The organism is Enterococcus durans (genome assembly GCF_002277935.1).
GTDB lineage: Bacteria > Bacillota > Bacilli > Lactobacillales > Enterococcaceae > Enterococcus_B > Enterococcus_B durans.
In genome coordinates, this window is record NZ_CP022930.1 from 1,770,116 (window position 1) to 1,793,337 (window position 23,222).

At 37.6% G+C, this 23,222-nt stretch carries 23 protein-coding genes; 13 read left to right on the top strand and 10 right to left on the bottom strand.

Annotated elements, in window-relative coordinates:
* Positions 1-52: 52 nt before the first annotated feature.
* The 3 genes from CJZ72_RS08415 to CJZ72_RS08425 all read left to right on the top strand — a co-directional run bounded on the left by CJZ72_RS08415 (position 53) and on the right by CJZ72_RS08425 (position 4,468).
* Complete coding sequence (locus tag CJZ72_RS08415) at positions 53-619, top strand: GNAT family N-acetyltransferase (RefSeq protein ID WP_081133946.1); 567 nt, start codon at positions 53-55, stop codon at positions 617-619.
* Between the two features lie 416 nt (positions 620-1,035).
* The gene (locus CJZ72_RS08420) at positions 1,036-2,214 is read left to right on the top strand and encodes an IS256-like element ISEfm2 family transposase (protein WP_081133701.1); all 1,179 of its coding nucleotides are present in this window, start codon (positions 1,036-1,038) and stop codon (positions 2,212-2,214) included.
* 73 nt (positions 2,215-2,287) lie between these two features.
* Positions 2,288-4,468, top strand: coding sequence for an LPXTG cell wall anchor domain-containing protein (locus CJZ72_RS08425; RefSeq protein ID WP_157728886.1), 2,181 nt, complete (start codon positions 2,288-2,290; stop codon positions 4,466-4,468).
* A 71-nt stretch (positions 4,469-4,539) separates the two neighbouring features.
* Here the strand turns inward: CJZ72_RS08425 and CJZ72_RS08430 are convergent, their stop codons facing one another.
* The 5 genes from CJZ72_RS08430 to CJZ72_RS08450 all read right to left on the bottom strand — a co-directional run bounded on the left by CJZ72_RS08430 (position 4,540) and on the right by CJZ72_RS08450 (position 9,403).
* Complete coding sequence (locus tag CJZ72_RS08430) at positions 4,540-4,905, bottom strand: cupin domain-containing protein (protein WP_081133944.1); 366 nt, start codon at positions 4,903-4,905, stop codon at positions 4,540-4,542.
* 101 nt (positions 4,906-5,006) lie between these two features.
* Complete coding sequence (locus CJZ72_RS08435; RefSeq protein WP_081133943.1) at positions 5,007-6,257, bottom strand: PTS ascorbate transporter subunit IIC; 1,251 nt, start codon at positions 6,255-6,257, stop codon at positions 5,007-5,009.
* 535 nt (positions 6,258-6,792) lie between these two features.
* Complete coding sequence (locus tag CJZ72_RS08440; RefSeq protein ID WP_081133942.1) at positions 6,793-7,806, bottom strand: LacI family DNA-binding transcriptional regulator; 1,014 nt, start codon at positions 7,804-7,806, stop codon at positions 6,793-6,795.
* Positions 7,807-7,997: 191 nt separating this feature from the next.
* Complete coding sequence (locus tag CJZ72_RS08445) at positions 7,998-8,510, bottom strand: LURP-one-related/scramblase family protein (RefSeq protein ID WP_005878032.1); 513 nt, start codon at positions 8,508-8,510, stop codon at positions 7,998-8,000.
* Between the two features lie 23 nt (positions 8,511-8,533).
* Positions 8,534-9,403 (bottom strand): Cof-type HAD-IIB family hydrolase, encoded by an 870-nt coding sequence (locus CJZ72_RS08450; RefSeq protein ID WP_095443762.1) that lies wholly within the window; start codon positions 9,401-9,403, stop codon positions 8,534-8,536.
* 125 nt (positions 9,404-9,528) lie between these two features.
* On the opposite strand from CJZ72_RS08450, the gene CJZ72_RS08455 reads away from it, so the two are divergent.
* From CJZ72_RS08455 to CJZ72_RS08470, 4 genes are all read left to right on the top strand, one after another.
* Entirely contained in the window at positions 9,529-10,209 is a 681-nt protein-coding gene (locus CJZ72_RS08455; protein WP_081133940.1) for a uracil-DNA glycosylase, read from the top strand.
* Between the two features lie 152 nt (positions 10,210-10,361).
* The gene (gene pta / locus CJZ72_RS08460; RefSeq protein WP_005878037.1) at positions 10,362-11,342 is read left to right on the top strand and encodes a phosphate acetyltransferase; all 981 of its coding nucleotides are present in this window, start codon (positions 10,362-10,364) and stop codon (positions 11,340-11,342) included.
* 215 nt (positions 11,343-11,557) lie between these two features.
* The gene (gene tsaE, locus CJZ72_RS08465; RefSeq protein ID WP_081133939.1) at positions 11,558-12,031 is read left to right on the top strand and encodes a tRNA (adenosine(37)-N6)-threonylcarbamoyltransferase complex ATPase subunit type 1 TsaE; all 474 of its coding nucleotides are present in this window, start codon (positions 11,558-11,560) and stop codon (positions 12,029-12,031) included.
* On the top strand, positions 12,024-12,545 hold the full coding sequence (locus CJZ72_RS08470; protein WP_081133938.1) for a GNAT family N-acetyltransferase: 522 nt from the start codon (positions 12,024-12,026) through the stop codon (positions 12,543-12,545). The genes tsaE and CJZ72_RS08470 overlap by 8 nt, the downstream gene beginning before the upstream one ends.
* Positions 12,546-12,733: 188 nt before the next feature.
* Here the strand turns inward: CJZ72_RS08470 and CJZ72_RS08475 are convergent, their stop codons facing one another.
* Complete coding sequence (locus tag CJZ72_RS08475; protein ID WP_081133937.1) at positions 12,734-13,267, bottom strand: 3'-5' exonuclease; 534 nt, start codon at positions 13,265-13,267, stop codon at positions 12,734-12,736.
* 217 nt (positions 13,268-13,484) lie between these two features.
* Positions 13,485-14,237: an exodeoxyribonuclease III gene (locus CJZ72_RS08480; RefSeq protein ID WP_081133936.1), complete on the bottom strand. Its 753-nt coding sequence runs from the start codon at positions 14,235-14,237 to the stop codon at positions 13,485-13,487.
* Positions 14,238-14,341: 104 nt separating this feature from the next.
* Between CJZ72_RS08480 and CJZ72_RS08485 the strand changes: the two genes are divergently transcribed.
* The 3 genes from CJZ72_RS08485 to CJZ72_RS08495 all read left to right on the top strand — a co-directional run bounded on the left by CJZ72_RS08485 (position 14,342) and on the right by CJZ72_RS08495 (position 16,910).
* Complete coding sequence (locus CJZ72_RS08485; RefSeq protein ID WP_081133935.1) at positions 14,342-15,262, top strand: Gfo/Idh/MocA family protein; 921 nt, start codon at positions 14,342-14,344, stop codon at positions 15,260-15,262.
* Between the two features lie 70 nt (positions 15,263-15,332).
* The gene (murB, locus tag CJZ72_RS08490) at positions 15,333-16,253 is read left to right on the top strand and encodes a UDP-N-acetylmuramate dehydrogenase (RefSeq protein WP_095443763.1); all 921 of its coding nucleotides are present in this window, start codon (positions 15,333-15,335) and stop codon (positions 16,251-16,253) included.
* A gap of 87 nt (positions 16,254-16,340) precedes the next feature.
* Positions 16,341-16,910, top strand: a complete 570-nt coding sequence (locus CJZ72_RS08495) for a GNAT family N-acetyltransferase (RefSeq protein WP_081133934.1) — start codon at positions 16,341-16,343, stop codon at positions 16,908-16,910.
* Positions 16,911-17,176: 266 nt separating this feature from the next.
* Here the strand turns inward: CJZ72_RS08495 and CJZ72_RS08500 are convergent, their stop codons facing one another.
* Positions 17,177-17,980, bottom strand: a complete 804-nt coding sequence (locus CJZ72_RS08500) for a hypothetical protein (protein ID WP_005878052.1) — start codon at positions 17,978-17,980, stop codon at positions 17,177-17,179.
* A 273-nt stretch (positions 17,981-18,253) separates the two neighbouring features.
* Between CJZ72_RS08500 and CJZ72_RS08505 the strand changes: the two genes are divergently transcribed.
* The 3 genes from CJZ72_RS08505 to CJZ72_RS08510 all read left to right on the top strand — a co-directional run bounded on the left by CJZ72_RS08505 (position 18,254) and on the right by CJZ72_RS08510 (position 21,322).
* Positions 18,254-19,768, top strand: coding sequence for a flavocytochrome c (locus tag CJZ72_RS08505; protein ID WP_081133933.1), 1,515 nt, complete (start codon positions 18,254-18,256; stop codon positions 19,766-19,768).
* A gap of 388 nt (positions 19,769-20,156) precedes the next feature.
* The gene (locus tag CJZ72_RS15275; protein ID WP_371304187.1) at positions 20,157-20,435 is read left to right on the top strand and encodes an EndoS/ChiA family endoglycosidase; all 279 of its coding nucleotides are present in this window, start codon (positions 20,157-20,159) and stop codon (positions 20,433-20,435) included.
* Positions 20,436-20,470: 35 nt separating this feature from the next.
* A complete protein-coding gene (locus CJZ72_RS08510; RefSeq protein ID WP_371304188.1) occupies positions 20,471-21,322 on the top strand; it encodes an EndoS/ChiA family endoglycosidase in 852 nt (283 codons plus the stop codon).
* A gap of 71 nt (positions 21,323-21,393) precedes the next feature.
* Here CJZ72_RS08510 and CJZ72_RS08515 read toward each other — a convergent pair whose 3' ends face one another.
* Positions 21,394-22,377 (bottom strand): NAD(P)H-quinone oxidoreductase, encoded by a 984-nt coding sequence (locus CJZ72_RS08515; RefSeq protein ID WP_081133932.1) that lies wholly within the window; start codon positions 22,375-22,377, stop codon positions 21,394-21,396.
* 4 nt (positions 22,378-22,381) lie between these two features.
* Positions 22,382-23,032, bottom strand: coding sequence for an NAD(P)-binding oxidoreductase (locus CJZ72_RS08520; protein ID WP_081133931.1), 651 nt, complete (start codon positions 23,030-23,032; stop codon positions 22,382-22,384).
* Positions 23,033-23,222: the final 190 nt, after the last annotated feature.

Sequence of the window (23,222 nt, forward strand, 5' to 3'; positions counted from 1 at the left end):
ACTTTGCTCTTTATTTTTCAGTATGATAAAATGAAAAAAAGGAGAGAAATAAATGATACGTTTTGCAAAAAAAGAAGATGCGCACGAAATCGCACCACTTATTTTAGTTATTTTGAATGATATGGAACTGCCATTTTTACAAAAATATGGGACAACAAAGACCCTCGAAATCCTAGAGGAAGCAATCACTGATCCTACCTATCGTTATAGTTATACAAGAGGGATCGTCGAAGAATTAGATGGGAAAGTAGCTGGAGTTGCCTATGGGTATACAGATGCAGATGAACCATTTATTGACAAGCCGCTAGAAAAAATCCTCAAAAAACATGGGATCGAAGAGACAGAACAGCTCTTTATCGATCAAGAAACATTTCCTAATGAATGGTACTTAGACTCAATCTCTGTTTCTGAGGAATTCAGAGGACATGGCATTGGTTCTAAATTGCTTTCTGCTTTACCAAAATTAGCAGAAAAAGAAAAAAGAAAAGTGATTGGTCTGAGCGTTGATGAACAAAATCCCAAGGCAAAAAAATTATATGAGCGTCACGGGTTTAAAGTAGTCGGTCAACGGATAATTAGCGGACATTTATATGATCACATGCAGAAAACGCTTGATTAAAGCGTTTTTTTATATTTATATAGTTATTTTTTAATCATCTAATTGAGAATGGAACGATTATCATATAATAAGTTTTTGAGCGGAAAAAGACAGTTGCCGCTCTTTTTTTTATGTAAATATACTGAAAACAGCTGTTGCATTTTTTATTTTATTTATTATAAATCCCTATTTTATAGCCGCTGACACCAGATTTTAATAGTTAAAGAATTTATGAAAATCATTTCTTTTTCATTTCAAATGTTTTACAATATCAAAGTATTTTTTTATTATAGTATAATACTAAAGAAATATTTATTATTGTTTGAAGGTATGCTTGAGTGAAGAGAGTGTAAAATATTTTGTGTAAATAGAAAAAAGGAAGTCCCTTCTGTAGAATAGAGTTACCACAACACATTCACAGAAAAGAGGACTTCCATATGAACGATTTTACTACAGAAATTCTAAAGACTCTAGCGAACAAAGGCGATTTGAATGAATTATTCCGTGTCCATTTGGAAAAAGCTGTCAATACGCTTCTCAAAACGGAGTTAACGGCTTTCCTCGATTACGAAAAGTACGATCGCATTGGTTTTAACACGGGTAATTCTCGTAACGGCTCCTATGACCGTACGGTCAAGACCGAGTACGGGGAACTTCATCTCCAGATTCCGCGCGACCGCAACGGCGAGTTCAAGCAACAGACTGTTCCTGCTTATAGACGGACGAATGATACCTTAGAGGAGACCGTCATTCACCTCTTCCGAAAAGGTATTACCATGTCGGAAATCGCAGACTTGATTGAGAAAATGTATGGGCATCACTACACGCCCCAAACCATGTCCAACATGACTAAAGTGCTGACTGAAGAAGTAAATGCATTTAAAGTTAGAACTCTAAATGATAAGTATGTCGCTATTTTCATGGATGCTACTTATATTCCTTTAAAACGGCAAACCGTCTCCAAAGAAGCAATCTATATTGCCATTGGTATACGAGAAGACGGCACTAAAGAAGTACTAAGTTATGCGATTGCTCCGACTGAATCGACCTACGTTTGGAATGAGTTGTTAGAGGACATTTACTCCAGAGGGGTTCATGATGTCTTACTGTTTATTACCGATGGCTTAAAAGGCATGAAAGATACGATTCACCAGATTTATCCTAAAGCTAAATACCAACATTGCTGTGTTCACGTTTCCCGTAATATTGCTCATAAAGTACGTGTCAAAGATCGAAAAGAAATCTGTGATGATTTTAAGGCTGTTTATCAAGCTAGCTCAAAGGAAGAGGCAAATACCTTTTTAGGGAGTATGATTGAGAAGTGGCAGAAAACTTATCCTAAAGTGACGCAGTCACTGATAAAAAATCAAGATTTATTGACTTTTTATGAGTTTCCGCCTGGTATCCGCCGAAGCATTTACTCAACTAATTTAATCGAATCTTTCAATAAACAAATCAAGAAATACAGCCGCAGAAAAGAGCAGTTTCAAAATGAAGAATCACTAGAGCGTTTCCTAGTATCCATCTTTGATACATACAATCAAAAATTCTTAAATAGAAGCCATAAAGGCTTCCAACAAGTGACGGATACATTAGCTTCAATGTTTACTGAGTAACCCATTATTTTGCAGAAGGACGAGTTATTTACACAAAATTATTGACGCTCCCTGAGTGAAAGAAGGAGAATAAATGGTAAAAAATAAAAGTGGGAGTATCATAGCTATTGTGGCACTATTTCTTAATCTTTTGGTGTCAATCCCGGTTGTTGCAGAAACATATCTCCCACAAGATCCTGGAACTATCCATGAGGATCTAACAGGGAATTATGGAGCATTAGGGATTGCTTCTCAATTCCATGTTTTTTCAAAAGGAAAAACAACTATTAACGCACACACAAATGGAAATATAGCAACGAAAGAATTAGACGCGAATAATAATTTTGGTACAGATATCATCAGTGGAGACTTGCAATTGGAAATCAATTATGTTCAAATGACTGACTCATTGATTGGTTCCTCGTTAACTTCAGGAAATGATAATCGTGTGAATAAATTTGTTGTGGGAGAAACGGTAACCACAGGAGCAGAAAATGATAAAGCAGTAATCAATGGTTCAAGAATCGATCATTTGACTCTAGAAGAGTTTTATCAAGATCGTCCTGGACAAACATACATCGATTTTGCTTCAGAATTCGCACAACTTGTAAGTAGTTCAGATTTACTGATGTCTATGACCCCGACACAAACATTTACATCTGCTGATTTTCCAGATATGAACAATCGCACGATGGTTTTAACGGGAACCGATGACTCTAATTTCATCTTGGCAAATGTTGATGCTTCAGTGTTGCAAGGTAATACACCATTAAATATATCTAATCCGGAAAATAAAGTGGTTGTACTGAATGTGATCAATGCTCCGGCAGATTTTACTGTTCAATCACAAATCCATTATAATGGGCGTAACAATCAAGAAACAGAAGATTTCTCTGATGCCAATCTTTCTTGGAACTTTGGTAGTTCACTACCTAACTTGACGATTGCTGCACCATTCCAAGGAACGATCATTGCACCAAATACAGATATCACAGTCAATCAAAATATGGATGGAACGATCATCGGTAACAATGTGGTCTTAAATGCATCAACGAATCGTTGGGATCCAAATGAAATTTTCCCAGTTGATATTCCTGACCATTCAGATTCATCAAGTACAACAGAACCAAGTACATCAGATTCGACAAGCGAAAGTACAACAGAACCAAGTACATCAGAGTCAAGTACGACAGAACCAAGTACGTCGGATTCGACAAGTGAAAGTACAACAGAACCAAGTACATCAGACTCAACAAGTGAAAGTACATCAGAATCAAGTACGTCAGATTCAACAAGTGAAAGTACAACGGAACCAAGTACATCGGATTCAACAAGTAGTACAACAGAACCAAGTACGTCAGAATCGACAAGTGAAAGTACAACAGAACCAAGTACATCAGACTCAACAAGTGAAAGTACATCAGAATCAAGTACGTCAGATTCAACAAGTAGTACAACGGAACCAAGTACATCGGATTCAACAAGTAGTACAACAGAACCAAGTACGTCAGAATCGACAAGTGAAAGTACGACAGAACCAAGTACATCGGATTCAACAAGTGAAAGTACAACAGAACCAAGTACATCGGATTCAACAAGTGAAAGTACAACGGAACCAAGTACATCAGACTCAACAAGTGAAAGTACGACAGAACCAAGTACGTCAGATTCAACAAGTGAAAGTACAACGGAACCAAGTACGTCAGAATCGACAAGTGAAAGTACATCAGAGTCAAGTACAACAGAACCAAGCACATCAGAATCAACAAGTGAAAGTACAACAGAACCAAGTACATCGGATTCAACAAGTGAAAGTACAACGGAACCAAGTACATCAGATTCAACAAGTAGTACAACGGAACCAAGTACATCAGAATCGACAAGTGAAAGTACGACAGAACCAAGTACACCAGACTCAACAAGTAATACAACAGAACCAAGTACGTCAGATTCAACAAGTGAAAGTACACCAGAAACACCAGAAACCCCAGGAACCCCAGGAACATCAGGTTCAACCATGCACCGTCACAGCAATGGTGGATCAGTTCCTATGATTGCAGGACAAGATTCCTCAACTAGCAATACAGCTACTGAAATCTTAGCTGCTTCAGGTTCTAACAATACGGGATCAATGGATCAAATACAAAATAATAACGACGATTCAACTACATTACCAAAAACGAACAGCACCTCAAATCGTTGGTTAGCGGCAGTAGGTATCGTAGTGATTATTGCAGTAAGTGGATACTTAATATATAGAAGAAAAAAGTTTTAAAATAGATGAAAAATGAGCCAGATTCAAGAACTGATTAGTTCAATGAATCTGGCTCGTTTTTTAGTTAATCCTTATTTCTTTTCTTGAAAAGTAAGGAAATCTTCGCGAATAGGGGTAAAGGAGTCAAATAACTGGCTGTCATCTTCCAAAGGAATGCAACCGTGCTCATAATTGCTTGGGAAATAGATTGCATCGCCGACATGGACGACTTTTGTTTCAATTCGATCAGGATATTTTATACTAAATTTGAATGAACCTTTAAGTACGTAAGTTGTTTGAACATGTTCATGGCTATGATAAGGGATTTCTGTTTCAGGATTTAAACCTTTTTCAAAAGTAATCAAGGCATTCATTAACCCTTCACCATAAGCTAGTACTCTGCGAAATGTATTTGAATCGATTCGTTTTGTTTCCAATTCTTCTTCTTTAAAAAACATATTTGTTTCCTCCACTTCTTATCGAATAGTTGTTTTTTCAAATAAATAGGTTGATTCCTAAAATATATTTCAGTACGTTGCTTTCATACGTACTAAAAAAATTAAAACCATCTAAAGATGAGCCAAGCTAATCCGGAAACCGTTATCATATCTGGGTCAGCAAAGGTCGTACCATCTGCTCCCAAAGCTGAAAATAGAGTCATCGAAATCGCTGGCAAAATGGCAAGCATCAAGCCATTGATCGTACTTGCTAATAGAGCACCACGGATTCCACCTTCTGCATTTCCTAAAATAGCTACGGCACCACCTGTAATGAAGCAAGCCATCAAACCAGGGACAATAACTGGTAATCCGAAAAGAGGCAAGATGAAGACCATAACGATCCCAACTGCAAATGATGTTAAGAATCCAATCAAAGCAGTGTTTGGTGAACTATCGAATAAGACTAATACATCGACACCAGGGATTGCACCAGGAGCGAATATTTTAGCAAATCCTTTGAATGCAGGAACGATCTCATCAATGAACATTTTGATCCCTGCTTTAACAATGAACAATCCAGAGGCGAAGATGGCAGCTTTTTCCATCGCAAACAGTAAGATACTTTCTCCAGCAGTTACTTCAGCTAATGTTTCACTCGAAGCTAGTAGAGTAGTGAGTAAAAATAAAGTAAACATAGTGATAGCGGTTGCGACGATCGGATCTTTTAAAAACATGATCTTATCATTCGTTTTGATTTGTTCGGCATCGTGTTCTTTATTTCCGAATTTTTTAGCCACTATTGAACCAAGGACATAAGATAATGTTCCTGAATGGGCAATCGTGTATTCTTCTGAACCTACGACATCTTTCGAGTAATAACCTAAGATACTTGGTGAAATTGCCATATATGTTCCTAAGAATATCCCACCAATGAGGATTGTTAGAAGATCACTAAAACCGATAATTCTAAATACGGCTGAAAGGGCAAAAGCAGTGAATAAAGCGAGGTGTAGAGATAAATAAACCGCTTTAAATCGAGTGAAACGTGCCATTAAAATGTTAATGACTAAACCAAGAATCAAAATAATTGCCGCATTTGTTCCGAGTGTATCAAGCGTCATTGCCATCATTGCTTCGTTACTAGGCACAACACCAGTTAAATGAAACGCACTATTGAAAAGTTTACTAAAAGCAGTCAGTGTTTCAGCTAAGATACTGCTTCCTAATTTGATCATTGAAAATCCTACAAAAGAGATAATTGTTCCTGTAATGATTTTTGCAGGTTTGTTTTTCATTGCAACTAATCCCACAAAAGTAACCAAAGCAATAATGATTGCTGGTTTTTTAACAATTTCAATAAAAATGTCCATTATCAAAAGCTCCTCTCTTAAAAAACAAGTCCATCAGTTCATCATATGTATCTTCGCGCAAAGATATTGATAAATCGGTTTAGTAAACAAGTGGACGAATACTAAATCGGTTTATCTGATTGAATTATAGTCGTAGCACTATTTTTTTGCAAGCGCTTTTTTATATTTTTTTCTAAGAATTTTTTATTTGGATATTTTTAAGTGTGGGCTATTAAACTATTTGATAATTTTGGATAACAGGAAATGTTTGCTTGTAGGAAGCAATCAACATGCAAAATAATAAAAAAAATTCAGATATTAGCAGTTTTTTGATGGTTCATGAATAAAAGAAGAAACACTTAACTTTTGACTATACGCAAAAAAATAGAATGAGACAAAAGTAAGAAACACTTTTGTCCCATTCTTTAAAAAACGAAAAAACGATAGAATCAACTCCTGTGGAAAACAGGCTGGAATCCATAAAATTTGAAAAGCAATTTCTGTGAATCCTTTTTTCCTCGGGATGAAATACTTCTGTTTTGACCTCATGCGGTTATTAGTTCAATTTCTTAACAGAGCTTCTTTGGATCAAAGTAGGTTTATATAAATAGCTATCCGAGGTTGTTTCTTGGGAGATACCTTGGATCTGCTCCCATAATAAAGAAGCTGCTTTCAATGCGATCTTTTCGATTGGTTGTGCCAACGTCGTGATCTCAGGATCGAATAAACGTGCAAAGGAAACATCATCGATTCCAACAAGAGAAAAGTCATCTGGAATTTTTTTCTTTTCACGTTTGCTCCAAAATAGTGATTCTTCCAGTAACATATCATTTCCCATGATCAACGCAGTAGGTTTGGGTGTATATTGGAATAGCTGATCGAGTCTATCTGCTAATTCCTCTAACTCGCAACAAACCACAAATTCATCTGGTCGAGTCAGTTTGTTTTTGACCAAAGTTTCCTCATAGCCTTCAATCCGTTCGATACGAGTAGTGATTCGATCTTTTACAGGAAAAGTAAACAGTGCAATTTTGTCATGCCCTTGATCGATCAACAGCTGAGTAGCCATGGCGCCCGCCAGTTTATTATCTAATAGAACACTGGGGACATCGACCCCGGATAATTGCCGATCGAGAAAAACTAAGGGAATTCTTTGTTCAGCTAATTTTTGATAATACTCTTTATTTTGTGATGTGGGAAAGACTAAGATCCCATCTACTTGCCGAGCTAAGAATGATTCTACTAGGCTTTTTTCTTTTTGGGAATCATCTTCGCTACTTGCAATGATGACAGAATACCCTTCTTTTTGAAAAAACTCTTCAATCGATCCAATCAAATTAAGAGAAAAACGAGAATGTAAAGTTGCACAAATCAATGCAACGATCTTTGTATTTTTTTGTTTCAAACTTTTGGCAATTTGATTTGGACGGTAATTGAGTTCCGCAATAGCTTCTTCGATTTTTTTACGAGTCGTTTCACTCATATATGAAAAACGACCATTTAAAAATTGAGAAACTGTACTTTTGGATACTCCAGCCAAAGTAGCGACATCTTTTATCGTTGCTTTCATAGGTTCCTCCAGAAATAAATAGTTATAGACAGTTTAACACAAGGATTTTGGTGTAACTATAAGGGTAGGTAGCAGGTTATTTCGGTACTAGGTCTATTCTTAACCATTGTCTTCTGTGAAATAGAGAAGAAATCAGAAAAAAGATAGGGCCTTTAACTGATCGTTGTCTAATGATTTTTACATAGTTTCGTTCAAAAATCGAAACGATAAGAAAGAGGCGTATCTTTTCCATTATTCTTGCGATAGAGCCAGTAATCTAATACAGCAGCGATACAGATGCAGATTGGTGCATCTTCTTCGATTGGAATATCAAGAACATAATAATCGCCTGTAAAAAGTGTTGCTTTATCCATTTTCATGATTCGCTGATTAAAATGATGGATTTCATACTGATGGTTGTAAATATCTCCTTGTACGGTCCAATGCAAGCGACGAATGTAATAAAAATCACCCGGCCAATTAAATATTTTTTGCATGGTACCAACTTTTTCAAACTCTTTATAGATTTCAAACCGATTCCCAAAAGTAAGACTGATTTGTTTGATATGAGCGACAAGATTTCCGTTCATTGCATAAAGAGACAAAGCATCACCTTTGGTTCCCCAACGTCCGACCATCAAAAAAAGCGATTTTCCTGCTTCATTTTTGACTACAGTACGCGTGGCACGGCTAAGCTGCTTTTCTTGAATGAAAAATTCTGACATCCTTATCCCTCTTTTCTCGGAAATTATAGGTTTTCTGATATAGCTCTTAAAATCGCTTTGCCGACTCCTGCTTCAAGGTTCGTGTCTGTGATATATTTGGCATATTCTTTCACTTCGATCTCAGCATTTCCCATTGCAAAACTAACACCAGCAGTTTGCAGCATACTGACATCGTTGAAATTATCGCCGATCGTCATCACATATTCTAATGGTATTCCTCTTTCATGTGCGACATGTGCCACCGCAATCCCTTTTTGGGCATTTTTATGGTTGACTTCAATATTGTTTTGACCAGAGGAGGTCACCGCAAGATCACCAAGTTGGCTGATTTCTTTGCCAACAGGTCCTAAAACTTGTGGGCCTTCTATATGGAAACAGATGATTTTCAATACTTCTAATTTTTCATCTGCAAGTAAGTCGCGGATACTGTCTACATAATTGATATGCAATAATTCAAGATTAGCCGAAGCCATCGCAATGGCCATTTTATACGTTAAATGGGGGAGATGAGACGCCACCATTGAAGCAAAGCTTTCAATTCTTTTTGCCTGGTTTTCCGAATAAAGTCCTTGGTTGGTCGAGACTTCATAGTAGATACCGTTTGCATCTAAAATATCCAAAACAGTAGTTGCTTGTAGGGTTGGTATTGGAACAGTAAACAATGAGTGTCCGTCCTTATCAAATACTTGTGCGCCATTCAGTGTGATCATGGCACAATCAATACCCGCTTCATCTAAGGCAGCACGAGCTTCTTGGAAGTTGCGACCCGTTGCAACCATAAATTCGATACCTGCTTCGTTTGCAAAGCGGATTGCTTCAGCGTTTTCCTCTGAAATACTCATATGCGCGTCTAATAATGTACCATCCATATCTGATGCAATTAATTTGATCATAAGTCGAATCTTTCCTTTCTGCTTCTTGTACTTAGTTTACCATATTAGGGGGCAACTGAGGGCGAAGATTACCACTTGTTAAGAAAGAATTTGTGGGTTATCCTGAGTGTTGGAGGTGAAGTATTTTGAAAGAAATCATTCATAATAGTTGGCAAGATGTCTTGGCAGATGAATTTGAAAAGCCGTATTATCACTCATTGAGAGATTTTTTAAAAAAAGAATATAAGACACAAAAAATCCATCCAGACATGTATCATATCTTTGAAGCACTGGAATTGACTCCTTATGAAAAGGTAAAGGTAGTTATTTTAGGACAAGATCCGTATCATGGGGCCAACCAAGCACATGGATTATCTTTTTCAGTACAACCAGGTGTGAAAATCCCACCATCATTAAATAATATCTATAAAGAGCTACAGAGTGATCTAGGTATCAAACCTGTAAATCATGGAAATTTAGTATCATGGGCCAAACAAGGTGTCTTATTGTTGAATACAGTTTTAACTGTTAGAGAAGGGCAAGCCTATTCTCACCGAGGAAAAGGGTGGGAGAGACTAACGGATACGATCATTGAGAAGTTAAATGAACGAGAACAACCAGTCGTATTTATTTTATGGGGGAAACCTGCTCAGGAAAAAATGAAGATGATCGATAGAAGCAAACATATCATCCTTACTTCTTCACATCCAAGTCCTTTATCCGCACATCGTGGGTTTTTAGGTTCAAAACCTTTCTCAAAAACAAATGATGCTTTGTTGGCACTTGGGGAACAACCAATCGATTGGCAACTGCCTGAAACAGTGTAATAAAACAGCGCTTTCCTGTTATAGCCCAGTTTTTATGTTATGTGAAATTCTTCATTTTTATTGTGTTTTTGACTGATACAGATAAAATAAACTGTTCTTTTTTTTCTGAATAGTGTATGATGAATACATAAAAAATATCTGGAGGTCATCTTGTGGAATTGTTTGATAGTTTGAGATTCAAAATCGTACGTCGGAGTATTAAAATCGTTTTCCCTGAAGCAACAGATGCAAGAATTTTAGGAGCAGCTGCTCGTCTGAAAGCAGAAGAATTGGTTGAACCTATTTTGATTGGTAGTGAAGAAGAAATCAAAGATGCAGCCCATGCACGTGGTATCAAGACATCTAGTTTTACGATCATTGATCCGAATAATTACGAAAAGTGGGATGAAATGGTTGCAGCTTTTGTTGAACGTAGAAATGGAAAGGCATCCAAAGAACAAGCAGAGAGTATCTTGAAAGATGTCAACTACTTTGGAACGATGCTGACTTATATGGGCGTTGCTGATGGCATGGTATCCGGTGCGATCCATTCAACGGGTGATACAGTTCGCCCAGCTTTACAGATCATCAAGACAAAACCTGGAGTAAGCCGTACAAGTGGCGCAATGATCATGGTACGTGGGCGCGACCAAGAGAAATATGTTTTCTCTGATTGTGCAATCAATGTAAACCCAAATGCACAAGAATTAGCAGAAATCGCAGTAGAATCTGCTAAAACAGCAGAGTTATTCGATATCGATCCAAAAGTTGCGCTTATGAGTTTTTCAACGAAGGGTTCCGCAAAAGCCCCAGAAGTAGATAAAGTAGTAGAAGCAACAAAAATTGCGAAAAAATTAGCACCACAATATACGATTGATGGTGAGCTTCAATTCGATGCTTCTTATGTGCCTGGTGTAGCTCAACTGAAAGCGCCTAATTCAGAAGTGGCTGGACAAGCAACTGTCTTTGTATTCCCTGAGTTGCAATCTGGGAATATTGGCTACAAAATTGCTCAACGTTTTGGTAATTTTGAAGCAATCGGACCTATTTTACAAGGTCTGAACAAACCAGTTTCTGATTTGTCTCGTGGAGCCAATGAAGAAGATGTATACAAACTAGCAATCATCACTGCAGCTCAAACATTACTTGACTAAAAGTGATAGTTCATTTATTCGTCTATTAAAATAGGTAAAATGATAAGTGAAACATTTATGAATAGCTAGTTAAGAAAAGGTTTATTGTTAGTTGAGATATTGGTTATTGGATAGTAGAGAGGTGGGGCGAATGTTCCAACCTCTTTTTTTACTTTAAAAATTTTGCTGTACACGATATACTGACAAAAAAGCAGACTAAGGGAGTAATTTAGGAAATGATTGAATTGAATGGATTAGAACAGACAGAAAAATTTGCTGGAGTGATCGGGGAAGTTGCGATGGCCGGGGATAATTTAGTATTAACTGGAGATTTAGGCGCAGGTAAAACGACTTTGACAAAAGGAATTGCGCAAGGTCTAGGAATTGACCAAATGATCAAAAGTCCAACGTATACGATCATTCGTGAATACAATCAGGGAAGACTTCCTTTGTACCATATGGATATTTATCGTGTAGCAGCTAGTGGTGCTGATCTTGGCTTAGATGAGTATTTTGAAGGGGAAGGTTTATCCGTAGTCGAGTGGGGAAATCTATTAGAGGAAGCTTTGCCTGAAGATTACTTGGAACTGGTTTTAGAAAAAAGTGATACAGATTTAGAAAAACGCTATGTGAAATTGCACGCATACGGTGATCAGGGATCAGATTTTAAAAAGCGGATCATGAAGCATTGGGGGAAAATGAATGACTGAAGAAATCGCATTGATCATCCGAGAAGCAGTTCCTGAAGATGCGCAAAACGTATTGGCAATGATGCAAAAGGTGGGGCAAGAAACAGATTTTTTAGTCATGGATGAAAAAGGATCAAGTCTAACACCAACAGCCTTAGCTATTGAAATCGACTACCTCAGAGACAGTATAAATAATCTACTACTTGTAGCCATTCTAGATGAAACAATCGTTGGAACGATTTCTGTTAGAGCAGCGGAACAATATCGGATTTCTCATGTCGGTGAAATAGGGATAAGTATTTTGAAGGAGTATTGGGGAATGGGACTAGGAACGATGATGCTTGAGGAAGTTTTGCTTTGGGCGAAAGAAAATGGTGTCCTTTTCAGACTAGAATTAGATGTCCAGACACGAAATGAGCGGGCAGTCCATCTTTATAAGAAATTAGGCTTCCAAATCGAAGCTACAATGAAAAGAGGGGCAAGGAAAGATAACGGAGAATTTCTCGATGTTTATCGAATGAGCTTACTGATTTAGTGTGGAATAGATAGGGTTATTGAAAAGCCAAGCGAATTTTAGGATTGATGCAGCCCGACCTTTTCACAACCTATCCACGGTGTTCAAAGAGCTGACCTTCGGCAATAAGTCAAAAAATCTCAAAACATGGAAAGCTGTTTCGAGATTTTCCTTCTTATTGCTCAGGTCAAAGCGCTCTTTTCACAACCTTATTTCAAAGTAACCAATTTCTTCAATGGGTCTGTTCCAAAGTGTTTTTCTTGGTAGAGTAAGATTTCTGCACAGGCACGACTGTCTTCTAGCGCATCGTGGTGGTTGTTTAGAGTAATGTTTAAATTCTCACACACTGTATTCAATCGATGATTGGGCATTTCTGGGAATAAGCGACGGCTGGTTTTTACTGTACATAACGATAAATAATTAGGTTGTGCCAATCCATAGTAATCTAAACAACCAGCTAAAATTTTTGTATCAAAAGCGGCATTATGCGCCACTACTAAACGGTTCTGTTGGAAATACTTTTGGATTCCTTGCCAGACATCAGGAAACTTGGGTGCATTTCTGACATCTTCCTGGTGGATACCATGGATCTGGACGTTCCGCCAGAAGAATGGTGTTTCTGGTTGGATCAACGTATAATACTCATCGACGATCTGACAGTTTTGAACCATCACTAAGGCTAAAGAACAAGCACTGTGAGCTTGATGATTCGCTGTTTCAAAGTCCATTGCGACAAAATTCATATTCATAAAACCTCCTTAAAATAGCAAGACTAACATATATAATCAATAAATAAAATGGTTAGTTGAAAGTATGTAGGAATGATCGAAAATAAGATAAAAAACGGTCTTTTCCTAAGTGTAAAGACGAAAGATCAGTAGACTAAATTCTCCCAGAAAACAGTTTGCTAGAGAGATTAGCATTTTGCTGTTTTTTGAGAGAATTTATTTTAACAAGGGCTTAAGTTAAATCTAATTCAACTGGGCAATGGTCGCTCCCCATGATCGTTGTGTGGATTTTTGCATCTACTAAACGTGGTGTGAGTTCATCACTTGTCAAAAAGTAATCGATGCGCCACCCAGCATTATTTTTTCTGGCATTGAAGCGATAACTCCACCATGAATAAACGCCTTCCTGATCAGGATAGAAGTGTCGGAAGGTATCAACGAATCCATTCGCTAATAGATGAGAGAATGCTTCACGTTCTTCCATCGTGAATCCAGCATTTTTTTGATTGGTTTTCCAATTTTTCAAATCAATATTCTTATGGGCAACATTGAGATCCCCGCAGATGATTACAGGTTTTTGTTTTTTCAATTCTTCTAAATAAAGATAAAATGCTTTTTCCCATTCTAGACGATAGTCTAAACGTTTCAACTCACTTTGAGAATTAGGCGTGTAGCAAGTAACCAAGAAAAATTCAGGATATTCTAAAGTGATCAACCGGCCTTCTTGATCGTGAACATCGATACCCATACCATATGAAACATTCAAAGCAGGTTCTTTGGCAAAAATTGCAGTACCAGAGTATCCCTTTTTTTCAGCATAGTTCCAGTATTGATGATAACCTGGTAGATCTAATTCAATTTGTCCAGCTTGCAATTTTGTTTCTTGCAAGCAGAAAAAATCTGCATCTAATTCATTAAAGACTTCAAGAAAATTTTTATTGACGATAGCTCGAAGTCCGTTAACATTCCATGAGATAAATTTCAAATCAATAAGCTCCTTTACTTTTATCTTGTGGCTCTATTGTACCTCATTTTCTTTAAAAATAGTGTAAGATAAGAGTAACTAAATTTTGGCTGGAGGAAAATAAAATGAATATTGGAGTAGTCGGTGTAGGAAATATCGCAGAGAAAGCATATCTACCAACTTATGCAAAAAATCAGGGTGAAATCGATTTTTATTTTGCTACTAGAAATAAAGAAACCAAAAAAAGAATCCATGATCAATATGGATTTGAACATCTTTATGACACGATCGATGAATTGATCGAGCATAATATTGAAGCTTGCATGATCCATGCAGCGACAAGTGTCCATTATGAACTGGCAAAAAAATGTCTTGAAAACAAAATCCATGTCTACATCGACAAACCTTTGAGTGTCAATCTGGAAGAAGTGCAGGAATTACAAAAGTTAGCAGAAAAAAACAAAGTGATTTTGATGGTGGGCTTCAATCGCCGTTTCGCACCGATGGTAGAAAAACTGAAAGCAATCCCTGATAAACGGATCATCCAATTACAGAAAAATCGCATAGCCGCTCAAGAGACAACAGAATATGTCATTTATGATTTATTTTTGCACTTAGTTGATACTGCTGTCTATTTGTTGGATGAACCCGTCGTGCAAATGAAGTGCCAGATCAAAGAAACACAAGAATTTTTGGATCATGCGATTTTACAGTTAGAAACAGCAAACCAAACAGCTATGTTGGTCATGGATCTAGTTAGTGGTGCAAATACGGAACGCTACCAAGTGACTAGTCCTAGTGGTACGTATGAAGTCAATGATTTAACAGAGATGGTCATCCAGACAGCGAATGGCGTAGAACTAGAAAAATTTGGTGATTGGGAAAATACGTTGGTCAAACGTGGGTTTGAGCCCATGGTCCAGTCATTTTTTGCACAAATAAAAACAGGCACAATAAGAAGCGAGGGGTTACGGCAAGAAAACATCTACCAAAGTCATGCTCTTTGTGAAGAAATGTTACGGAAACAAATCAGACACCAGATGTGAGGTAGACTGGTAAGTTTGTTTTAAGCGTGATAAAATGATGAGGACGTTTGAAAAGAAAGGAAAATCCTCAGTGAATAAAGAAGACTTAGTTAAAAACTTACCAGAGATTGATCTGTTTTTTGATGAACCGTTGATGAATTATACCTTTACAAAAACAGGTGGACCAGCGGATGTGCTTGTTTTTCCGAAAACAAAAAATGAAGTAAAAGAAGTTGTTGATTATTGCAGAATCCATGATTTACCTTGGTTGGTACTAGGTAATGCCAGTAATTTGATCGTTCAAGATGGTGGAATTCGCGGTGTAGTCTTGATGCTGACGGAAATGAAGGCAATACGAGTGGAAGGCTCAATGGTCGTTGCAGAAGCAGGGGCCAAATTGATCGATACGACATATGCAGCGCTTGATGCTTCTTTAACAGGGTTTGAATTTGCTTGTGGGATACCAGGAAGCATTGGCGGGGCCGTTTACATGAATGCAGGTGCTTATGGTGGCGAAATCAAAGATGTCTTTGCAGAAGTAGATGTCTTGTTGGCTGATGGTTCCATGAAAACATTGTCGAATGAAGAGATGGCTTTTTCTTATCGTCATAGCGCTATCCAAGAGTTGAATGGGATCGTCTTAGAAGCAAGATTCCAATTGACAGCTGGTGATTTTGAAACAATCAAAGGCCGAATGGTGGAGTTGACAGAATTGCGTCAATCAAAACAGCCGTTAGAATATCCATCTTGTGGCAGTGTGTTCAAGCGTCCAGTAGGGCATTATACCGGACAATTGATCCAACAAGCTGGTTTGCAAGGATTAAAATGGGGCGGCGCTCAAATTTCTGAGAAACATGCAGGGTTTATTGTCAATATCGATCATGCCACAGCTACTGATTATACTGAGTTGATTGCGCATATCCAAGAAGTGATCAAGGAAAAATTCGATGTGACTTTGGAAACAGAAGTACGCATCATTGGTGAAAAAAAGAGTATAACAACACGCGGGTAATTATAAGTAAGAGCAGCTAGTAATCAAAGTTGCTCTTTTTTATTACAAAAAAGAAGAAACGAATGATAAATGAAAGGGAGTGAAGGGATGTTAGACAAACAAGTACCTTACGCAGAAATTTGGATGGTCCGTTCTATCGATACAGAAGTACCTTCTGTTCCATTAGCAGACGGATATCATTTTGAGTATTATCAGCCAGGAGATGAAAGCGATTGGGTAAGAATCGAATGTGCAGTCGGAGAGTTTGAGAATGAGAAAGAGGGTCATATTTATTTTCAACGTTCATTTGCGCCATATCCGGAAGAGCTTAAGAAGCGAATGTTGTTCGTTGTGAATGATCTGGGAGAGAAAGTTGGAACTTGTACCGCATGGTTCAAAGAGCGTTTTGACGGGACTTACCCACTTTTCCACTGGCTGGCTGTTATCCCTGAGCATCAGGGGAAAGGGTTGGCAAAAGCTTTGACAATAGAAATACTTACTCTTTTCCAAAAAGCAGAACTACAACGGCCTATTTACTTGCATACGCAAACTTGGAGCCATCCAGCAATCAAGTTGTATCAAAAATTAGGATTTTCACTTCTTTCTGAAAATTTTGATGGTAGTGAGAATCCAGATTATCCATTAGCAATGGAATTTTTGAAACGGATAGAAAAGTAAAAAGGAATTATAAAAAACGGAAGTTATTTTGTGGAAGAAAAAAGGCTGGAAGAAAAATGTAATCTCAAGGAATGAGAAAAAGATGCAAGAAAATTATTTTTCCACTTTTCTCATAATATCGGCTGTTTTTTTCGAATAGTTTATGATTGTTTCTGTGATTTACTTCAACAAAGAGGGCAAGACAATTTCACTTTTATCTTACCCTCTTTGTGTAGTATTCAAAAATATGTGTAATCACTGATGTATCAAAGCACTTTGCGAGTGTATCACTTGGCTTTTCTAGGAATAAAGTTCCTGATAAAGGTGAATTTTCGATAATCATTACGACTGTAAAGATAGCCGAAGATACTAAAGGTCAAAGCGCCAATAAAATTGACAAATAGATCCTTCATCGTATCCATGATACCGATATCTAAATAGCCACCAGAAATGGTATATGTTTCAGATTTTCCATCATCGGTCTTATACTCGACCTCGGTTTTTTCAATATTGGGGATGGTGTGAACAGTATTTCCATCTTTACTGAGTTCTACGCTATTTATTTGTTGAACAAGTGTGTCCTTTTGCATATCTAATTGGAATAAATGATCGGCTGAGAATTCAACAAATTCCCAAGCGACACCAACGGTCATTGAAAAACAAAAAGAAACAATAGCAAGAAGCAAAGGGGTCAAATTCATTGTTTTTGTATTTTTGTTGAGTAAATAGACCAATGAAAAACCTACTCCACCAGCTAAAAAGCCGCTTAATGCATGAAGAAATGTGTCCCACATAGAAAAATACCCATAAAAATCGCTCAATTCACCTAAGACTGTCGAACTAAAAATAAAAGAAATTAAAATGATTTCTAACATATTAGGGATCTGGATCTTAAGTATTTTTTCTAAGAGATAAGGTATTTCAAATAAAACTAAAGTGAGTAATAACAGAAATGTATTGCCCATGTTTTGTTGGATCAATTGATCGACTAACATGATTGTGACGATGGCGCGTAAGAGGATGTAGATCCCGTGGGTGACTCTGCCAGCAGTTTTTGTACCATTCATAAAAAATCGTTTAATATAATTCATCATTTAACTCCTTCACGTATACTAGAGATTATACTAGTTATCAAGAACGAACCACAACTTTTTGAACTAGATACAGCAAATAATTAGTTGAAAGAGAGTCAAGTGACAAATTTTTTCGAAAGGAAAAACGAACGCAAAATGGTCGATAGGAAAGCTTCTTATTCACATTAATTGTTTTTTTAGCCTGATTATCAAGAAAGATTAAAAACATAGTTGATATTGTGAAAAAAATCACTTATTATAAGGGGGAAGAATTACTTTAGGAGGGAAAAAATGAAAAAAGTAGTAAAAAGTTTAGTGGTTTTGACATCCGTGTTGGCAATGGGAGCATGTAGCCCTGATAAAAAGGAAGCCGCGACTTCATCAAGTACGAAAGCAACAGAGAAAACAGAAGCTACATCAGGGGCATCGGAACAATCCTATACAGACCCAACAGAAATGAAAAAAGCGTACGATATCGTTATCGTTGGTGCTGGTGGTGCGGGGATGTCGGCAGCAATCGAAGCGAAAGATGCTGGATTAAATCCTGTTATTTTTGAAAAAATGCCAGTTGCTGGTGGAAATACGTCTAAATCGTCAAGTGGTATGAATGCGTCAGAAACAAAATTCCAAAAAGAAAATGGAATCAATGATTCAAATGATGCTTTTTATGAAGAAACATTAAAGGGAGGCGGGGGAACAAATGACAAAGAACTTCTTCGTTATTTTGTTGATCACTCAGCCGATGCAATCAACTGGTTAGATCAAAATGATATCAAGTTAGATAATTTAACGATCACAGGTGGAATGAGTGAAAAAAGAACGCATCGCCCATCTGATGGCTCAGCAATCGGTGGTTACCTTGTTGAAGGATTACTAAAAAATGTCCATGAAAGAAACATTCCGATTTTTGTAAATACAGATGTCACTGATATCAAAGAAAACGATGGAAAAGTCAATGAAGTGACTGTCCAAGTCCAAGGGGAAAAACCTAAAGATATTACTGGTAAAGCCATTATCGTAACTACTGGCGGATTCGGTGCTAATGAAGAATTTATCAAAAAATATCGTCCTGATCTAGAGGGCTACGTTACCACCAACCAATCTGGCTCAACCGGTGACGGAATCACAATGATCGAAAAATTAGGCGGACAAACTGTTGATATGGATAAAATTCAGATCCATCCGACGGTTCAACAAGATGAAGGTGTCTTGATCGGAGAAGCGGTTCGTGGCGAAGGGGCAATCTTAGTCGATCAAACAGGAAAACGGTTTGTCAATGAGTTGGATACAAGAGATAAAGTATCTGCTGCTATCACAGCTTTACCAGAAAAATCGGCATATCTGATCTTTGATCAAGGTGTGAGAGACCGCGCGAAAGCAATTGATTTTTATGAGAAAAAAGGCTATGTGACTTCTGGAGAAAGTATCGAAGAATTAGCAGAAAAAATGAATCTTCCAAAAGAGGATTTATCTCAGACGATAGAAACTTGGAATACAGCTGTTGCGGCGAAAAAAGATGAACAATTTAATCGGACAACAGCGATGGATCATGATCTGTCACAACCTAACTACTATGCAATCAAAATTGCTCCAGGAATCCATTACACCATGGGAGGAATAAAAATCAATACGAATACGGAAGTATTGAATAAAGAAGAACAACCAATCACAGGGTTATACGCTGCGGGTGAAGTAACCGGCGGACTACATGGAAATAACCGTATTGGCGGTAATTCAGTCGCTGAGATCATTATCTTCGGTCGTCAAGCTGGGATACAAGCAGCAAAATATGCAACTGAAAATTGAGATAAAAGTTTTAACTCGCTCGTTGAGGGAGAAGGAATTTAAGTTCCTATATAAAGAATCAACTGTAAACGAACGAGCTAATTAATTTCTTTATTATTGCAAGCCGTAAGTCACGAATCTGGTTTTAGCCGTTTTTGTGATTTACGGCTTATTTTAATACCTTAATTCAGGATATGAAGAATGCAGACTAGCACTAAACAAGTCGCTATGCTTCATTCGGTTCGAAAAATATGAAAGTCTAAATTTATTGCTGAAAGTTCTTTTTTTCCAAAAATATTTTTTCTTTTTTAATAATATCCTATCGGTTTACTACAAATTTTTATATAATCAATTTAGAAAGCGTTTTCTTTTTTGCAAGGTAGTTGGACTTATAAAATAGGAGGGAAAAATGAATAAAATGCAGCTTTATATGTTACTTTTACTGACTGTAATGGGTACATTAGTTTTTTCTACAAAAGTATCAGCGCAAGTCCAGAGTGGTTCTCCCAAGATGATGGTCTATTATCGTGCTTGGCGAGATAAAGAAATGAAAGGCGTCAATACTAGTTTGGCAGATGAGAATTGGTTATCGATGGAAGATATTCCTTATGGTATCGATATTGTGAATATTTTCAGTTATGTTCCTGAAGGACAAGAAGTTGCGGCGCACCGTTTTTCAAAAAATTAAAAGAAAGCTACGTACCAACTCTTCATGCCCGTGGTGTGAAATTAACGAAAGCAATCGATTATTCTGTGCTATTGAAAATACCATATAGTGGTACTTTTCCGACGGAACAAGAATTTGACGCATATGCGAATCAACTATTAGATGAACATGTCCGTGCCTATGGTATAGATGGTTTAGATATTGATATGGAGACATACCCTAGTCAAGCTGATATTGCTTTGTCTGATGGAGTGATTCGAGCATTAGCACGCTATATCGGACCATCAGCAAATAATAATACCGTTTTTGTTTACGACACGAATGGTTCAAATACAGGTCCATTACAAAATGTCGCCGAACATTTTACCTATTTAGGGTATCAGCAATATGGCTCTGATGCAGGTAGAACAGCAAAGGCAATCAATGACTATGCAAAATTGATTCCCAAAGAACGATTCATGCCTGGACTGTCTTTCCCTGAAGAACAAGATCATAATCGTTGGTATGATACAGGAGAACCTTACGAACAAAGTAATTTATACAAAGTAGCGATGTACACGGCAGACAATCATCTGTACGGGATGTTCCTTTACGCATTGGATCGGGATGGCCGTACGTACAATGAGCATGACTTGAATCATGTCATTCCTTCTAATTTTTTATGGACGAAGACAGCAATTCTAGAAGTGAAAGGTTTTACCTTGGAGCAAGCGAAAAAGATAGCGAACCACCACTGGAAGCGTATAGGGAACAACGATTTGAATCAAGCAGCTGTGGAAGAAAAGATTTACCAAGCAAAATCAATCTATGAAGTAAATAAAGTATTACTAGGATCAAGTGAACACTTTGGAACGGATGGGGTGAGTACTGAGTATGATCCAATTTACGAATGGTCATTGATGAATTGATCGATTGGCACTAAAACAAAACCAGCAAGTAGCGACCTGAGAGGTAACTGCTTGCTGGTTTTTGTGTTTTTTTATGATTGAATCGTTAAAATGATTTTTCCAATGTTTTTATTGGCTTCCATATATTCATGTGCTTCTTTCACTTGATCAAGAGGAAAAGTACTATCTATGATCGGCTTTACTTGACCATCTGCAAGATAAGGGCCTACATTGTCCATGAATTCTTGGGTCAATTGTGCTTTATAGGAATCACTACGGGGAGTTAACAAGGTGCCTATCAGCTGCACCCGTTTTGAGATCAATATGCCCAAATCTATTTCTGGAACGATGGTGCCGCCTAACATGCCAATCAAGACCCATCGGCCATCAACTGCGATCGAAGCGAGATTTTTTTGCCAATAAGAAGCACCAATAAAATCTAAAATGACATCCACGCCTCGACCGTTCGTTATTTTTTGAACTTCTTTTTCAAAGTCTTGAGTTTTATAGTTGATCAGTTCATCTGCGCCCAGTTCTTGACAAAAAGCAAGCTTTTCGGTTGAACCAGCGGTAACGATCACTTTTGCCTTCGACAATCGTTTAGCTAATTGAATGGCTGCTGTACCAACACCACTAGCGCCTGCATGGATCAATACGGTTTCATGTTCTTGCAGTTTTCCTAACCAATAAAGGGTCTGGTAAGCAGTAAGAAACACTTCGGAGATTCCAGCAGCAGCCACGTAATCTAAAGAGTCGGGAAGCAAAATTGCTCGATCAGCAGGCATGACAGCATATTCGGCATAGCCACCTAAATTAACTAAGCCGCAAACCCGTGTTCCAGGAGTGAATTTGCTGTCTTCACTCTTGTTTTCAATGACCTCACCTGCAACTTCTACACCTAAAATGGGATAAGGTGGTTCTTGATCCGTTGATTCCCGGCGCATGATATCGGTCCGATTCACTGCTGCAGTGTGGACTTTGATCAAAAGCTGTCCTTTTTCAGGGTGTGGTTTGGGTGCATCGATTTCTTGAAGGACATCGACTGCTCCTGGTTGTTTGAACGTTATTGCCCGCATAAAATTATTCCCCCTGATGCCAGTTTTTAAGAGTACTTGAAAGGTCATCATTGCCTTCAGATACTACGATCGTTGTTTTTTTGATTTCTGGTTGGTCGACCAAAGCAGTCAAAACGGCTGCGACAGTTTTACGGCTAATAGTTTTAGCAGTTTCTTCCGTTGGTTTGGCTAATTGAACGGGTGTCACTTCCTCGTCATTTGTCAATGAAACAGGTTGGATAATGACATAATCTAAAGAAGTACGATTCTTGAGCCATTCGTCTGCATAATGTTTCGTGATGTAGTAGTCGATCATCGATTCTGGCCATTTGCTTCGATCATCTGCAAAGACAGCACTGATCATCAAATAGCGTGATACATTGGCAATTTCTGCTCCGATCATTGTTTTGATTGCACCATCTAGATCAACTTGTAAAAGATTTTTCCCTTGAGACCCAGCGGTGAAAATCAACACATCACTCCCTTTAAATGACTGTGCCATTTCTTCAGGAGTCCATGTTAAATCGAAAGAAACATAGCTGACATTCGAATCCTTTACAAGAGATTGAGTTGCGATATCTCTGACACCAGCAACGACTTGATGTTCAGAGGATGCAAGTTCTTTTATTAAGTGGCGGCCAATTTGTCCATTGGCACCTACGACAAAAATTTTCATTTTAATCTTCCTTTCTTGTAGCAATCAAAATAATGATAACACTAATTTGAAATTTTGTTAGATTTGAACTCTTAAAATATCGGTGGTTTTTTAGTAGATTTGGCAGCTGATTTTAATTATAAAATAAAAAGCTTGTTCATCCGTAAAGAGCGTGGGACAAAAGTAAGAAACACTTTTTGTCTCATTCTTT

Excerpts from the sequence above, each read along its gene's own strand:
- CJZ72_RS08520 (WP_081133931.1), bottom strand. The coding sequence starts at position 23,032 with ATGAAAATTTTTGTCGTAGGTGCCAATGGACAAATTGGCCGCCACTTA.
- CJZ72_RS08505 (WP_081133933.1), top strand. The coding sequence starts at position 18,254 with ATGAAAAAAGTAGTAAAAAGTTTAGTGGTTTTGACATCCGTGTTGGCA.
- CJZ72_RS08495 (WP_081133934.1), top strand. The coding sequence starts at position 16,341 with ATGTTAGACAAACAAGTACCTTACGCAGAAATTTGGATGGTCCGTTCT.
- CJZ72_RS08415 (WP_081133946.1), top strand. The coding sequence starts at position 53 with ATGATACGTTTTGCAAAAAAAGAAGATGCGCACGAAATCGCACCACTT.
- CJZ72_RS08470 (WP_081133938.1), top strand. The coding sequence starts at position 12,024 with ATGACTGAAGAAATCGCATTGATCATCCGAGAAGCAGTTCCTGAAGAT.
- CJZ72_RS15275 (WP_371304187.1), top strand. The coding sequence starts at position 20,157 with ATGAATAAAATGCAGCTTTATATGTTACTTTTACTGACTGTAATGGGT.
- CJZ72_RS08500 (WP_005878052.1), bottom strand. The coding sequence starts at position 17,980 with ATGAATTATATTAAACGATTTTTTATGAATGGTACAAAAACTGCTGGC.
- CJZ72_RS08430 (WP_081133944.1), bottom strand. The coding sequence starts at position 4,905 with ATGTTTTTTAAAGAAGAAGAATTGGAAACAAAACGAATCGATTCAAAT.
- CJZ72_RS08485 (WP_081133935.1), top strand. The coding sequence starts at position 14,342 with ATGAATATTGGAGTAGTCGGTGTAGGAAATATCGCAGAGAAAGCATAT.
- CJZ72_RS08425 (WP_157728886.1), top strand. The coding sequence starts at position 2,288 with ATGGTAAAAAATAAAAGTGGGAGTATCATAGCTATTGTGGCACTATTT.
- CJZ72_RS08515 (WP_081133932.1), bottom strand. The coding sequence starts at position 22,377 with ATGCGGGCAATAACGTTCAAACAACCAGGAGCAGTCGATGTCCTTCAA.
- CJZ72_RS08440 (WP_081133942.1), bottom strand. The coding sequence starts at position 7,806 with ATGAAAGCAACGATAAAAGATGTCGCTACTTTGGCTGGAGTATCCAAA.
- CJZ72_RS08475 (WP_081133937.1), bottom strand. The coding sequence starts at position 13,267 with ATGAATTTTGTCGCAATGGACTTTGAAACAGCGAATCATCAAGCTCAC.
- CJZ72_RS08445 (WP_005878032.1), bottom strand. The coding sequence starts at position 8,510 with ATGTCAGAATTTTTCATTCAAGAAAAGCAGCTTAGCCGTGCCACGCGT.
- CJZ72_RS08420 (WP_081133701.1), top strand. The coding sequence starts at position 1,036 with ATGAACGATTTTACTACAGAAATTCTAAAGACTCTAGCGAACAAAGGC.
- CJZ72_RS08450 (WP_095443762.1), bottom strand. The coding sequence starts at position 9,403 with ATGATCAAATTAATTGCATCAGATATGGATGGTACATTATTAGACGCG.
- tsaE (WP_081133939.1), top strand. The coding sequence starts at position 11,558 with ATGATTGAATTGAATGGATTAGAACAGACAGAAAAATTTGCTGGAGTG.
- CJZ72_RS08435 (WP_081133943.1), bottom strand. The coding sequence starts at position 6,257 with ATGGACATTTTTATTGAAATTGTTAAAAAACCAGCAATCATTATTGCT.